Annotated in this window: 10 protein-coding genes; 2 read left to right on the top strand and 8 right to left on the bottom strand. The window is 73.4% G+C overall.

What is annotated here, in order from left to right:
• Positions 1 to 7 precede the first annotated feature (7 nt).
• On the bottom strand, positions 8 to 3,754 hold the full coding sequence (locus tag AB0J53_RS05640) for an SMC family ATPase (RefSeq protein WP_364168874.1): 3,747 nt from the start codon (positions 3,752 to 3,754) through the stop codon (positions 8 to 10).
• Positions 3,755 to 4,876: an exonuclease SbcCD subunit D gene (locus tag AB0J53_RS05645; RefSeq protein WP_364168876.1), complete on the bottom strand. Its 1,122-nt coding sequence runs from the start codon at positions 4,874 to 4,876 to the stop codon at positions 3,755 to 3,757.
• A gap of 145 nt (positions 4,877 to 5,021) precedes the next feature.
• Between AB0J53_RS05645 and AB0J53_RS05650 the strand changes: the two genes are divergently transcribed.
• Positions 5,022 to 6,464: a prolyl oligopeptidase family serine peptidase gene (locus tag AB0J53_RS05650; RefSeq protein WP_364168878.1), complete on the top strand. Its 1,443-nt coding sequence runs from the start codon at positions 5,022 to 5,024 to the stop codon at positions 6,462 to 6,464.
• On the opposite strand, the gene AB0J53_RS05655 is transcribed toward AB0J53_RS05650, so the two are convergent.
• Positions 6,437 to 7,378, bottom strand: coding sequence for an alpha/beta hydrolase (locus AB0J53_RS05655; protein ID WP_357590812.1), 942 nt, complete (start codon positions 7,376 to 7,378; stop codon positions 6,437 to 6,439). The two genes, AB0J53_RS05650 and AB0J53_RS05655, sit on opposite strands and share 28 nt — an antisense overlap.
• A 10-nt stretch (positions 7,379 to 7,388) precedes the next feature.
• A complete protein-coding gene (locus AB0J53_RS05660; RefSeq protein WP_364168880.1) occupies positions 7,389 to 8,243 on the bottom strand; it encodes a crotonase/enoyl-CoA hydratase family protein in 855 nt (284 codons plus the stop codon).
• A gap of 141 nt (positions 8,244 to 8,384) precedes the next feature.
• Here AB0J53_RS05660 and AB0J53_RS05665 point away from each other — a divergent pair, with 141 nt between their 5' ends.
• A complete protein-coding gene (locus tag AB0J53_RS05665; protein ID WP_364168882.1) occupies positions 8,385 to 9,809 on the top strand; it encodes an LCP family protein in 1,425 nt (474 codons plus the stop codon).
• On the opposite strand, the gene AB0J53_RS05670 is transcribed toward AB0J53_RS05665, so the two are convergent.
• Genes AB0J53_RS05670 through AB0J53_RS05685 form a run of 4 tightly spaced genes read right to left on the bottom strand, consistent with a single transcriptional unit; the run spans position 9,784 to position 13,100 of the window.
• Positions 9,784 to 10,740, bottom strand: a complete 957-nt coding sequence (locus tag AB0J53_RS05670; RefSeq protein ID WP_364168884.1) for an asparaginase — start codon at positions 10,738 to 10,740, stop codon at positions 9,784 to 9,786. The genes AB0J53_RS05665 and AB0J53_RS05670 overlap by 26 nt on opposite strands.
• Positions 10,733 to 11,557 (bottom strand): amino acid ABC transporter permease, encoded by an 825-nt coding sequence (locus AB0J53_RS05675; protein ID WP_219517358.1) that lies wholly within the window; start codon positions 11,555 to 11,557, stop codon positions 10,733 to 10,735. Before AB0J53_RS05675 ends, AB0J53_RS05670 begins: the two co-directional genes overlap by 8 nt.
• Complete coding sequence (locus AB0J53_RS05680; protein ID WP_219517356.1) at positions 11,554 to 12,198, bottom strand: amino acid ABC transporter permease; 645 nt, start codon at positions 12,196 to 12,198, stop codon at positions 11,554 to 11,556. Before AB0J53_RS05680 ends, AB0J53_RS05675 begins: the two co-directional genes overlap by 4 nt.
• On the bottom strand, positions 12,198 to 13,100 hold the full coding sequence (locus tag AB0J53_RS05685) for a glutamate ABC transporter substrate-binding protein (protein WP_219517353.1): 903 nt from the start codon (positions 13,098 to 13,100) through the stop codon (positions 12,198 to 12,200). Before AB0J53_RS05685 ends, AB0J53_RS05680 begins: the two co-directional genes overlap by 1 nt.
• Positions 13,101 to 13,198 lie beyond the last annotated feature (98 nt).

A 13,198-nucleotide genomic window follows, 5' to 3' on the forward strand; every position in this document is an offset into this window, starting at 1 on the left:
TTCGTGACTATCCCCCCACGACGGACAGCGTCGAACCGGTGCGGGTCTTGGCGACCCTGAGCTGAGCGGGGATGCGGGTGCGCAGCTCGGCGACATGGCTGATGATGCCGACCGCCCGGCCGCCGTCCCGCAGCCCGTCGAGGATGTCGAGCACGCCGTCGAGCGTGTCCTCGTCCAGGGTGCCGAACCCCTCGTCGACGAAGAGCGTGCCGATCTCCGCGCCGCCCGCCTCCGCGGTCACCACGTCCGCGAGCCCCAGCGCCAGCGCCAGCGAGGTGATGAAGCTCTCGCCGCCCGACAGCGTCGCCGGGTCGCGCTCCACCCCGGTCCACCCGTCGTACACCCGCAGCCCCAGCCCGCCGCCCGAGCGCGCCCGCGACCCGGCGGTCTTCGCCAGGTCGTGCCGCAGCAGGTAGCGGCCGCCGGACATGTGATCGAGCCGCTCGTTCGCCGCGTCGGCCACCTGCCGCAGCCGCTCGCCCAGCACGTAGGACGACAGGCTCATGCTCCACTGGTTGTCGCTGGACGTGCCGCTGGCCAGCGACGCCATCCGCTCGGCCAGCCGGTGCCGGTCGGCCGCCGGCCGCCACCGCGCCACGCAGCCCTCCAGCTCCGCCTTCAGCTCCCGCAGCCGCGCGTGCCTGGCCCCGGCGCGGTCGCGCGCCGAGGCCAGCTCCGTGTGAACGCGCTCCGCCTCGTCCCGCGCCACCGCCAGCCCCGCCAGGTCCGGCGCCGGCCGCGCCGCCGCGGCCACCAGCTCCGGGTCCTCCAGCGTGCTCGTCACCGCGGCATGCTCCGCGTCGAGCCGGCGCAGCGTCTCGGCCTTCTCCTCGCGCTCGGCGGCGCCGCGCGACGCCGCCTCCGCGTCCGCCGCGTCCGCGAACCCCGCCTCGCGCGCCGCCTCCTCCGCCGCCTCGGCCGCCCGGGACCGCTCCCCCTCCGCCACGGCCGCCGCCCGCGTCGCCTCCCACGCCTCCCGCAGCAGCTCCGCCTCGTCGTTCAGCCTCGACAGGCGGGCCGTGATCGTCTCGTCGCCGCCGCGCGCCTCGTCCAGCCGCGCCGCCAGCCTGGCCGCGTCGGCGCTCAGCTCCTCCTGCCGTGTCCGGCCCGCCGCCAGCCTCGCGGCCACCCGCCGGGCGTCCTCCTGCAACGCCTCCCGCTCCCGCGCCAGCCCGGCCACCGCCCCGGCCAGCTCCCCCTCCCCAGCAGCGGCCGTCCGCAACCGCCCCAACTCCGCCTGGGCCCACCCCAACACCCGCACGGCATCGAGCTCGACCCCTTCGACCCCTTCGACCCCTTCGAACGCTTCCGCTTCCGCTTCCGCTTCCGCTTCCGCTTCCGCTTCCGCTTCCGCTTCCGAGGAGAGCGTCGGCGAATCGACCGCTTCATACGCCTCCGCTTCCGAAGAGAGCGTGGGGAGCCCGTCGTGGGTGTCGGTTGCCGTCGTTTCGGTGGGGATGGGCGCGGGGGGTTCGAGGGGCACGTGGATGGTGGCCAGGCGGGTGCGGAGGCGGGCGCGTTCGGCGTGCAGGTGGGTGGTGTGGGAGCGGTGCGCCGCCAGCGCCTCGCCGATCTCCCGGGCCCGGTCCCTGACCGTGTCGCGTTCGGCCTCGATGCGCTCCAGCTCGGCGGCCAGCGCGGGCTCGCGGTCGGCGATCGCGTGCAGGCGGGCCAGTTCGTCCTCGGCCCGCGCCGCCGCGGCCTCCGCCTCGGCGGCGTCGAGCCCGCCGGTGGCGTCCTCGGCGTCGGCCAGGCGGGACTCCAGCGACGCCAGCGTCCGCTCGGCCGCCTCCCGGTCGGCCAGCGCCGCCTCGTGCTCGCGTTCGGCGGCCAGCTCGTCGTCCGGGGAGGGCGCGGTCTCCGTGGGGGAGGCCGGATGCGGGTGGTGGTCGGAGCCGCACACGGCGCACGGCAGCCCGTCGGACAGGTCACGGGCCAGCTCGGCCGCCATGCCCTCGATGCGCGCCTGCCGGATGTCGAGCCATCGTTCGCGCAGCCCCTGGGCCCGGTCGACCAGCGTCTGGTGATGCGCCGACGCCGACTCCAGCTCCGCCGCGAGTGCGTCACGCCGCCGGGCCGCCGCCAGCGCCGCCCTCGCCGCGTCGAGCGCCGCCGAGGCCGCCGGGATCGCCGCCGCCTCGGCCCGTACGCCGTCGAGCCTCGCGGCGGCCTCGGCGACCCGGGCGGGCAGCTCCGCCTCGGCGGCGCCCACCTCGGCCTCCCGCTCGGCCAGCTCGTCGAGCTCCGCAGCCGCGCGGGCCAGCCTGCCGTCGACCTCGATCAGGTCGGCGGCGGCATCCCGTACGGCCTCCACGGCGGGGATGCGGGCGGCGTCGGCGCGGGCGCGGGCGAGCTGCGTCTCGGCCTCCTGGAGGAGGTGCGGCAGCTCGGCCAGGCGGGCGGTGGTGGCCTCGTCGTCGCGTTCGAGGGTGGCCAGCTCGGTTTCGACCCTGCCCAGGTCACGGCGTACGACCAGCAGGCGGGCCTCTTCGGTGAGCAGCTCCGACAGGCGGGCGCTCTCGGCCCGTCGCTGCCTCTCCAGCCCGGCAAGCCACTCGACCTGCGGCCCGGTGACGGCACGGCTGCCCGCAGCGGGGGTTGCGCTCGGGGGTGGGAGGAGGGGGTGGGCGCGGGTCAGGGCGTCGGCGGCGAGGGTGGCGGCCTTGGTGGCGGCCTCCGCGCGGTGCCGGGCGGCGGTGATCAGGGGGACGACGCGGTCGGCGCGGGCGGCGTCGTCGAGGATCGCCTGGAGCTCGGCGCGTTCCTCGGCGCGTTCGTCCAGGGTGCGGCGCAGGGTGAGGGCTTCGGCGTGGCGGCGTTGCCGGGCGGCGAGGGCGGACGCCTCCTCGAAGCGGGCGCCCGCGGAACGCCATGCGCGTTCGGCCTCGGCATGCCGTTCGGCGGTGGTCAGCACGGCGGCCTGGGCGGCGGCCAGCAGCGCCCCGGCCCACTCGACCGGATCGTCCTCGGGTCCGGGCAGCGCCGTCTCCCGGCCCGCGTCCTCCGGGGCCGCCCCGGAGTGGCCGCCGGTGGAGGAGGCGAGCTGGGCCGCATGGTCCTCGGTGGACGGCGAGGGGAGGGCCAGGTCGGTGGCGGCCTCGGCGAGGCGCTGGACGGCGTAGTCGACCTGCCGGCGCAGGTCCTGCTGGTCGCGCCAGGCGCGTTTGCGATGGTCGGCCAGCCAGGTCTCGGCCTGGGTGAAGGTCTTGACGGTGAAGAGGCGGCCGAGGAGCTTGTGGCGGTCGTCGCCGGAGGCGCGCAGGAAGCGGGCGAAGTCGCCCTGCGGCAGCATGGCCACCTGGCAGAACTGGTCGGCGTTCATGCCGAGCAGCCCGCCGACGAGGTCGCCGGCCTCGTCGGCGCGGGTGGTGAGGCCGTGCCAGGCGGCGCCGGTGCGTTCCTCGACGATGACCTTGGCCTTCTCCTCGGTGTGGCCGGTGCCGCGCAGCTTGGGGCGCTGCCAGGAGGGAGAGCGCCGGATGCGCAGGAGGCGGCCGCGGAGCGTGACCTCCAGGGCGACCGAGGGCCCGGTGCCGGCGGGGGCGTGGTCGCAGCGGAGGCTGCGGGCGCTGTTGCGCTGGCCGGGAACCTGCCCGTAGAGGGCGAAGCAGAGCGCGTCGAGAACGGTGGTCTTGCCCGCGCCCGTGGGTCCGTGGATGAGGAAGAGGCCGGACTCCGCGAGGGAGTCGAAGTCGACGGTCTCGGACCCGGGGAAGGAGCCGAACGCCGTCAGCGAGAGCCGGTGCGGCCGCATCTACGCCATCGTCTCCTTTGCCCGGGATGCCTCGATCGCCTGTCTTAGCAGCTGTTCCTCGTCGGGTGCGGCAGGCTCGCCGCGTACTTCCCTGACGAAGTCGAGCGCGACCTCCGCCTCGGGCCGGCCGCTGAGGCGCACGGGGGCGGGGGCGGCGCGGTCGCCTTCGGGGTCGAAGGACAGGGCGAGCGTGTGGGGGAAGCGGGCGCGCAGCCGGTCCATGGCGGAGCGGGGACGTACGGGGTCGGTGAGGACGACCTGCAGCCAGTGGTCCTCGCGGTCGGCGTGACGCGGGGAGGTGAGCAGGTCGTCGAGGCGCCCGCGCAGCACGGCGACGGGCCGGGGCACGGGGGCGGGCACGAAGTCGGCGCCGGTGAAGCCGCCGTCCTCGAACGTGACCAGCCACATGCCCTTGACCTGGCCGGCCTCGGAGAAGGAGTAGGCGATCGGGGAGCCGGAGTAGCGGACCGTCTCCGACATGCGCTGGCGGCCGTGCAGGTGGCCGAGCGCGACGTAGCCGACGCCGTCGAACGCGGTGAGCGGCACGTGCGCGACGCCGCCCACGCTGATGTCGCGCTCGCTGTCGCTGGCCTGCCCGCCGGTGACGAAGGCGTGGGCGAGGACGACGGAGTGGCGGCGGCGGGCGGCGTCGGCGCGCACCCGGTCCATGGCGTGGGTGATCGCGGCGGTGTGGCCGCGCGAGGCCAGCTCCCACGGCCCGCGCACCAGCTCGGGCTCCAGGTAGGGGATGCCGTAGAAGGCCACGTCGCCGACGACGACCGGCTCCCAGGCCCGGTCGGGGTCGGTGCGCAGGTGGACGCCCGAGGCGTCGAACAGCGAGGCGCCGAACCCGAGCCGCCGCGCCGAGTCGTGGTTGCCGCTGATGAGGATCGTCCTGGCCCCGGCGTCGCGCAGCCGGCCGAGTGCCTCGTTGCACAGCGACACGGCGTCGACGGGCGGCAGCGCCCGGTCGTAGACGTCGCCCGCGACGGCGACCACGTCGACCTCCTCGGCGCGCACCGTCTCGACCAGGTGGTCGACGAACGCCGCCTGCCCGGACAGCAGGCTCTCGCGGTGGAACGAGCGCCCCAGGTGCCAGTCGGAGGTGTGCAGGATCCGCATTCCCAGGAAGCTAACAGGCCCCACCGACACATGTGGCCACACCGGCTGGGAGTAGGCTGGAAGATCAGCGGGCAAACCAACGCACATGGGGAGGCCGATGCGGACTGGCCGTGGCACTTTGAGCGTTGCCGCCGGTCTGTTACTGGTGGCTCTCGCGTCGGTGGGTTACGTGTTGCCTCCCGCGTTCGACCCGCCGCCGCTCAAGGTCGATGCCGCTTTACAGGCGCTGCCGCCGCAACCCCAGGGGGAGCTGCGCCACGTGAACGCGTCCTCGCTCTACGGCGAGGAGCCGATCGCGATCCCGGCGGAGGGGCAGACGCTGGAGGGCACCGTACGGGCGCCGCTGACGCCGGGGCGCTATCCGGCGCTGGTGTTCGTGTCGGGGTCGGGCAACGGGTCGCGGACGGAGTTCGAGCCGCAGGCGGAGTTCCTGTCGATGGCGGGCGTGGTGACGCTGGCGTTCGACAAGCGCTCGGTCGGCTACAACTTCCGTGACCGCGACTTCGGGCTGCTGGCCGACGACGTGCTGCGCATGGTGGAGTATCTGAAGACCCGCCCCGACGTCGATCCGGCGCGGATCGGCATCTGGGGCGTCAGCGAGGGCGGCTGGGTGGTGCCGATCGCCGCCGCCAAGAGCGACAGCGTCGGGTTCGTGATCCTGGTGTCGTCGCCGAACGTCTCCCCCCTCCGGCAGGTCGCCTGGGCGCTCAACGAGCAGCTGCTGCGGCTGCGCGCCCCGATCGGCGTACGCGACCTGCTGACCCGGGCGATGGGCGTGGTCGGCTTCGACTTCCTGCGCTACGACGCCCAGCCCGCGCTCAACGGCATCACCCAGCCGGTGCTGGCCTTCTACGGCACCACGGACCCGTCGATCCCGTTCGTGGAGTCCACCAACGCGCTCATGCGGGCCATGAAGGCGGCGGGCAACGAGCAGTACACGATCCGCTTCATGGACCGGGGCGACCACGCCATGCGGATCAACGGCGGCGAGTTCACCGCCGGCTACCTGGAGACGATGGCCAACTGGATCCTCGGCCTGCCGGGCACGGCGGTCCCGGCGGTGCACGTGGCGGGCGCGACGCCGGTGCAGCGGTTCGAGGCGAGCGACGTGCCGGCGGCTCCGTGGTACGCGGGCGGCACCATGCTGGGGCTGACGATCTGCCTGGCGGCCGTCGGGTACGTGGCCGGGCCGGTCGCGGCGATGGTGGTGCGGCTGCGCGGCCGTCACCACACGCCGGAGGTGAACGCCCGGCTGTGGCCGCCGATCCGGCGCAGGCTGGCCAAGATGGTGTGGACCGGCGTCGGGCTGCTGGTGTCGGTGGCGGCGTTCATCATGCTGCTGGTGCTGTTCTCGATCAACCAGGCCGGGGCGTGGCCGGCGGTGCTGGCCGGCTGGCTGGTGGTGCGGGTGCTGGCCGTGCTCATGCTCGTCCAGGAGGTCACGGCCGTGGCGGCGGTGGTGTCGGGGCTGCGCGAGGGCATGCGGCCTAGCCGCTGGCAGCACGTGGCGATCGCGGGCGTGCTGGGCGGCACCGGCCTGCTGCTGGTCGCCGCCGCCTACTACGGCCTGTTCTCGTTCCCCTGGTGAGCATCCCCCTGGTGGACGTAGGCGGTCATCCAGCGGTCGATCTCGGCGAAGACCTGCTTGCGTACGGGCTCGGCCGACAGCACCAGGTCGTGGATGCCGCCGTCGAAGCGTACGCAGGTGACGTGCGGGCCGAGCGCGGTGGACCAGCGGGCGATCTGCCGGGGGTCGAGGACCACGTCGGCCGACTGCGCCTCCGGTACGAAGTCCCGTACGCGCAGTCCTGAGGCGGCGGCCAGGACGAGGACGGGCACGTCGATCCCCAGGCCGGCGTGCAGCCGCCGCTGGGCGCGCCGGATGGCGGCGAGCCAGGTGGCGTGCACGTGGAAGCCGCCGAGCGGTTTGAGGTCCAGGTCGTAGTCCCATTCGCCGTGGTGGTCGCGGTGGAGGGAGTGGCCGTAGACGCTGCTGGAGCCGAGCGGCAGCGGCCGGGTGACGTAGGACAGCGGGGTCTTGAGCAGGTCGGCGGCCAGCCGGACGGGGGCCGGGACGTTGAGGTCGAAGAACGGGCTGTTGAGCACGAGGCCCTGCACGAGGCCGCGGCCTCGGACGCGGTCGGCCCACAGGGGGACGATGAGGCCGCCGGTGGAGTGGGCGTTGATCGTGAGCTCGTCGTGGTCCTGCCGGATGATCCGGACGGCCTCGTCGAGCTCGGGGAAGTATTCGGTGACGCTCCTGATGAGCCCCCTGGTCTGGTGCGGCAGCAGCGACCTGCCGTACTTGCGCAGGTCGAGGGCGTAGAAGTCGACGCCGCGGGTGACGTAGTGGTCGGCCAGGTGGTCCTGGAAGAAGTAGTCGGTGAAGCCGTGCACGTAGAGGACCGCCCTGCGGGAGGACTCGGCGCGCCGGCACAGCAGCGTCGCGACGACCTCGCCCTCGTAGTCGGGCGGGAGCTGCAGGACGGTGGTCTCGTACATGGCAGACAGCCTAGAGATCGCCGGGCCAGGAGGGCAGGCCCGGGGGCAGGTCGCGGCTGACCTTCATGGGGAAGTCGGCGGGCCGTTTCTCCAGGAACGCGGTGACTCCCTCGACGGCGTCGGCCGACGGGCCGAGCTCGGCCATCAGGCGGGAGTCGGCGGCGTGCGCCTCCCACGGGGAGGCGGCCGACAGGCCGGACCACATGAGGCGGCGGACGGCGGCGACGGAGACCGCGGAGGTGTGGTCGGCGATCTCGCGGGCGAGGGTGTAGGCGGCGGGCAGCAGGTCGCCGGGGGCGAGGACGCGGGAGACGAGCCGGCCGCGCAGCGCCTCGTCGGCGTCGAAGACGCGGCCGGTGGCGGCCCACTCCATGGCCTGGGCGATGCCGGCGATCCTGGGCAGGAACCAGCTGGAGGCGGCCTCGGGCACGATGCCGCGGCGGGCGAAGACGAAGCCGAACCGCGCGGACGTGGAGGCGAGGCGCACGTCCATGGGGAGGGTCATCGTGACGCCGACGCCGACGGCGGGACCGTTGATCGCGGCGATGACGGGCTTGAGCGAGCTCGCGATCCGCAGCGCGACGGTGCCGCCGCCGTCGCGCGGGTGGCCGTCGACGAGCTCCGGCGTGTCCTTGACGCGGCCGAACGTGCCGCCGCCCGAGCCGAGGTCGGCCCCGGCGCAGAAGGCGCGGCCGGCGCCGGTAACGACGACGGCGCGCACCTCGTCGTCGGCGTCGGCGCGGTCGAACGCCTCGATCAACTCACCGCGCATGGTCAAGGTGAACGCGTTGAGGCGTTCGGGGCGATTCAATGTGACTGTCGCGATCCGGTCCGCCACCTCGTACTCGATCTCAGAGAACGCCATGGACCGAATCTTATTCGGTCGTAGAAGTTCACTCATTCATAAACGTAGATTTCGTATTTTGTCCGTAGGCTGCCGCCTCGATTCGGCCTACGGCGAGGCCGTCGGGGAAGCGGGGATGGTGTGGTCCAGGGAAGGATTCGGGTGGGTGCCGTCAAGGTTCTCGGGTGGCTGGCGCTGGCCGCGCTGGCCCCGGGCGCCGCGCACCTGCGCGCGGGGTGGCGCAGGACGGGCCTGGTGCTGCTCAGCTGCTACGCGGCGCTGCTGCTGGCCCTGCTGTGGGTGGTGCTGACCTCCGGCGGCCTGGCCGGGCTGGTGGGCACGCTCGTCGACGACGCCTCGATCACCGTGGCCGCGGCCGGCTCCGCGGTGCTGGGCGTCGCGTGGTTCGCGATGATGGTGCACTCGTTCGTCGTGCTGCGGCCGGGCACGCTGCGCCAGAGCGAGCAGATCGTCACCGGCACCGTCGCCGGCCTGCTGGCCGTGGCGGTGATCGTGCCGTTCGGCGCGACCGCGCAGTACGCCTGGACCTCCCGCGACCTGATCAACAGCATCTTCAAGAACCCCACCTCCGACCCCCGGGCGCAGGGCGAGCCGGTGCGCCCCGAGGACCCGTGGGCGGGCCGGGAGCGGGTCAACATCCTGCTGCTGGGCGGCGACGCCGACGACCACCGGCCGGGCGTGCGCACCGACAGCATGAACCTGGCCAGCGTCGACGTGGCCACCGGCAACACGGTGCTGATCAGCCTGCCGCGCAACCTGGAGGACGTGCGGTTCAAGCCCGGCACGCCGATGGCCGAGCGCTTCCCCGACGGCTTCCGGCTGCCCGCCGATCCCGGCGGCGGCCGCAGCGACCTGCTCAACAGCGTGTGGGAGTACTCCGACGCGCACCCGGAGATCTTCGGCGGCAGGAAGCACCAGGGCGCCCGGGTGCTGATGGAGACCATCGGCTACACGCTCGGGCTGGAGGTCGACTGGTACGCGCTGGTCAACATGTGGGGGTTCGCCCGGCTGATCGACGCGATCGGCGGCGTCACGCTCACCGTCGAGCAGGACGTGGTGTTCGGCCGCTACAACGAGGGCCTGGTCAAGGCGGGCACGCGCAGGCTGAAGGGCGCCGACGCGATGTGGTACGCCCGCTCGCGCACCAACAGCGACGACTACACGCGGATGCGCCGCCAGCGCTGCGTGCTGGGCGCGCTGCTCGACCAGGCCGACCCGGCGACCGTGCTGAGCCGGTTCAACCAGGTCGCGGCGGCGACCAAGGAGCTGATCCAGACCGACATCCCGCGTGACATGCTCACGCACCTGGTGCCGCTGGCGATGAAGGTGCAGCAGGCCGAGGTGACGAGCATCCAGTTCGTGCCGCCGCTGATCCACACCGGCAACCCCGACTGGGACAAGATCCGCGCCCTGACGCGCAAGGAGATCCGCGAGTCGAGCGGCGCCGCCCCGGTCGTGGCGTCGGCGACGCCCTCCCCCACCAGGACGAAGAAGCGCGGCACCGCCCGGGCTCAGCAGGACGAGGACCCGGCCAGGGCGCTCACGGACGGGTGCGGGAAGGTGTGACGATCCGCCCCACCGGCACGCCGCCGCCGAGCACGTCCACGCTCTCGAACGCGGCGGCGCCCGTCACGTCGCAGCCCATCCGGCGCAGCACGTCCAGGGCGATGACGGTGGTGGCGCGCGGGCTGCCGTCGATGACCTTGACCGCCGCCGCGTGGCCGGAGCCGAGCGCCACGACCAGCACGCCCTCCGCGCCGCCCTTGACCAGCGCGCCGGGCAGGGCGCGCATGAGCTCGGTGTTCTGGTGGCCGGTGCCGCCGACGTACTCGGGGTGCTCGCGCATCGCGTCGGCGACCTGGCGCGGGGCGCTGCCGGGCGCGGCGCGCACCAGCGCCTGCACGGCGCGGGCGAGCCCGGTCAGCGACAGCCCGAACAGCGGCGCGCCGCAGCCGTCCACGGCGACGTGCGCGGCCTTCTCCCCCGCCAGCTCCTCGGTGACCGCGCGGACCGCCTGCTGGAGCGGGTGGCCGGGCGCCAGGTAGGAGGCGGTGTCCCAGCCGTTGGCGACGCAGGCGGCCAGCATGGCGGCGTGCTTGCCGGAGCAGTTCATCCGCTCGCGTGACGGCGTGGCGCCCGCCCGGACGAGCGCGTGCAGCGTGGCCTCGTCCTCGGGCCAGGACGCCGGGCAGGCCAGCGCGCCGAAGCCGAGCCCGTACGCGGAAAGCAGCTCGCCGACGAGCCGGACGTGGAAGTCCTCGCCGGTGTGGCTGCCGGCCGCGATCGCCAGGCTCGGCCCGGCCAGCGCCGCCCCGGCGGTCAGGCAGGCCAGCGCCTGGAACGGCTTGGCGGACGAGCGCGGCAGCACCGGCGCCTCCACCGGGCCGAGCGCCACCTCGGCGCGGCCCGACGGGTCCAGCCCGACGGCGCCGCCGTAGTGGACGCTCTCGGTGAAGCCGGAGCGAACGACCTCGGCGAGGACGGCGAGTTCAGGCACGGGCGAGTCTCCTCTTCGGTACGGCGAGCCGCTGGCGGGCCTCCAGCGTGCGGGCCAGCTTGGACAGCGACAGGTTGACCAGCAGGTAGATGAGGGCGACGACCAGGTACGTCTGGATCAGCAGCCCGTTGTACGCGGCCAGCACCTTGCCGCTGTAGAGCAGCTCGGCGTAGCTGACGACGAAGCCCAGGGAGGTGTCCTTGAGCAGGCCGACCGACTGGCTCACGATGGACGGCAGCACGCGCCGCGCGGCCTGCGGCAGCACGACCAGGCGCATCGTCTGGAAGCGGGTGAGGCCGACGGCCAGGCCCGCCTCGGTCTGGCCGCGTTCGACCGACAGGATGCCAGCGCGGAAGATCTCGGCGAAGGCCGCCGCGTTCGACACCGCCAGCGGCACCACCAGTTTCCAGAACAGCGGCAGGTCCAGCCCGTACCGGGGCAGCGCGAACAGCACCACGTACACCAGCAGCAGCGCCGGGATCGTCCTGACCACCTCGACGTAGGCGGCGGCGGGCAGCCGCACCCAGCGCCGGTGCGACAGCCGGCCGAGCGCGAGCATGATCCCGGCCGCCATGGCGAGCGCGGCGGTGACGACGGCGGCCAGCGCCGTGGACCACAGCCCGTCGAGCAGGTAGCGCCACATGGGCCAGGTCGCGTACGGCTGCCAGCGGGCGGCCTCGAGCTGCCCGTTGGCGGCGAACTGCCGCACGGCCAGGGCGGCGAGCGCGATCGCGGCGAGGGCGCCGAGGACGGTGGCGACGCGGATGCGGCGGCGGGCCCGGGGACCGGGCTCGTCGAAGAGCGCCGTGCTGCTCATCGGAGGATCACCAGCCTGCGTTCGAGCCGCCCGGTGACGAATCCGGCGCAGGCGGCGATCAGCGCGTAGGCGAGCCCCGCGCCGACGAAGATCGGGATGGGCTGAGCCTCGGTCAGGTTGACCCGGTTGGCCGCGGCGGTCAGGTCGACCACGCCCACGGCGGCGGCCAGCGAGGTGTTCATCGCGGTGGCGATGAAGATGTTGCCGATCGGCTGCACGACCGTGCGGAGCGCCTGCGGCAGGATGACGTGCCGCAGCGACTGGGAGAACGTCAGCCCGATCGCCCGCGCCGCCTCGCCCTGCCCCTTGGACACGGCGTTCACGCCGGAGCGCAGCGCCTCGGCGAGGTAGGCGGCCTCGTACACGGCGATGACGACGATGGCCGTGGTCAGCAGGCCGGCCTGGATGCCGATCTCGGGCAGGCCGAACACCGCCAGCACGAGCAGCACCAGCAGCGGCAGGTTCTGGAACGCCTCCACGTACGCGGTGCCGATCGCGCGCAGCACGCGTACCGGGCTCACCCGCAGCGCGGTGACGAGCACGGCGAGCACCGCCGCGCCCGCGAAGGACGCGGCGGTGAGCTGCAACGTCACGATCAGGCCCCGCCACAGCTCGGGCAGGTGATCGAACAGGACGGACATCAGGACCCCGGCACGGAGCCGATCTGCGGCGGCGCGGGCGCGTCGCCGGTGACGACGGTGCCGATGGAGTTCTTCCAGATCCGCTGCCAGACCCCGGCGTCCTGGCTCTTCTTCAGCCACGTGTTGAGGAACTTCTTGAAGTCCTCGTCCCCGTGCTTGAGCCCGATCCCGTACGGGTCCGCGGTGAACGGCTTGGTGACGATCTCGATCGACGGGTCCTTCTGCGCGTTGGCCACCAGCAGGGTCTCGTCCTGCACGTAGGCGACGCCGCGGTCCTGCTTGAGCGCCTGCATGCACTCGGGGTCGCTGCCGAAGGTGATGATCTCGGCCTGCGGGGCCAGCTTCTTGATCGCGGGGATGGCCGGGGTGTTGGCGCCCGCCAGCACCTTCTTGCCGTTCAGGTCCTCCGGCTTGGTGATGCCGGTGGTGCCCTTCTTCACCGCGATGGTCAGGCCCGAGGTGTAGTACGGCCCGGCGAAGGAGACCTGCTCGGCCCGCTCCGGCGTGATCGTGTACGTCTGGAAGACGACGTCCACGGTGCCGTTGGCGAGCAGCGCCTCCCGGGTCTCCGACGCCGAGTTGACGATCTTCACCTTGGGCTCGCCGATGATGTACGTGGCCAGCGCCTTGCCCAGGTCCGCGTCGAAGCCCTCGATCTCGCCGGTGACCGGGTTCTGCTGCGAGAGCAGCGGCGCGTCCAGCGATCCGCCGACGATGAGCTCGCCGCGCTTCTTGATCTTCTCCATCGTGGAGCCGGGCAGGATGTCGGCCGCGGCGGCCACGGGCGCGCCGGCCAGCACGTCGGCCTTCTTCGACGCCCCCGGCACCGCGGGGCTGCTCGCCTCTCCGCAGGCGGCGAGTCCTAACACGGCCACGGCGAGCGCGGCGACCATCCTCTTCATGTCCAACTCACTTCCTATCTTCGTTCGATATCGAAGACAACGCGGACGCTAGTGGTCTTTTTCGGAGCAAGTCAAGCGATTGTCGAACTTATGGGACA

It is taken from the genome of Nonomuraea sp. NPDC049725 (genome assembly GCF_040674795.1).
Taxonomy (GTDB): Bacteria; Actinomycetota; Actinomycetes; order Streptosporangiales; family Streptosporangiaceae; genus Nonomuraea; species Nonomuraea ceibae.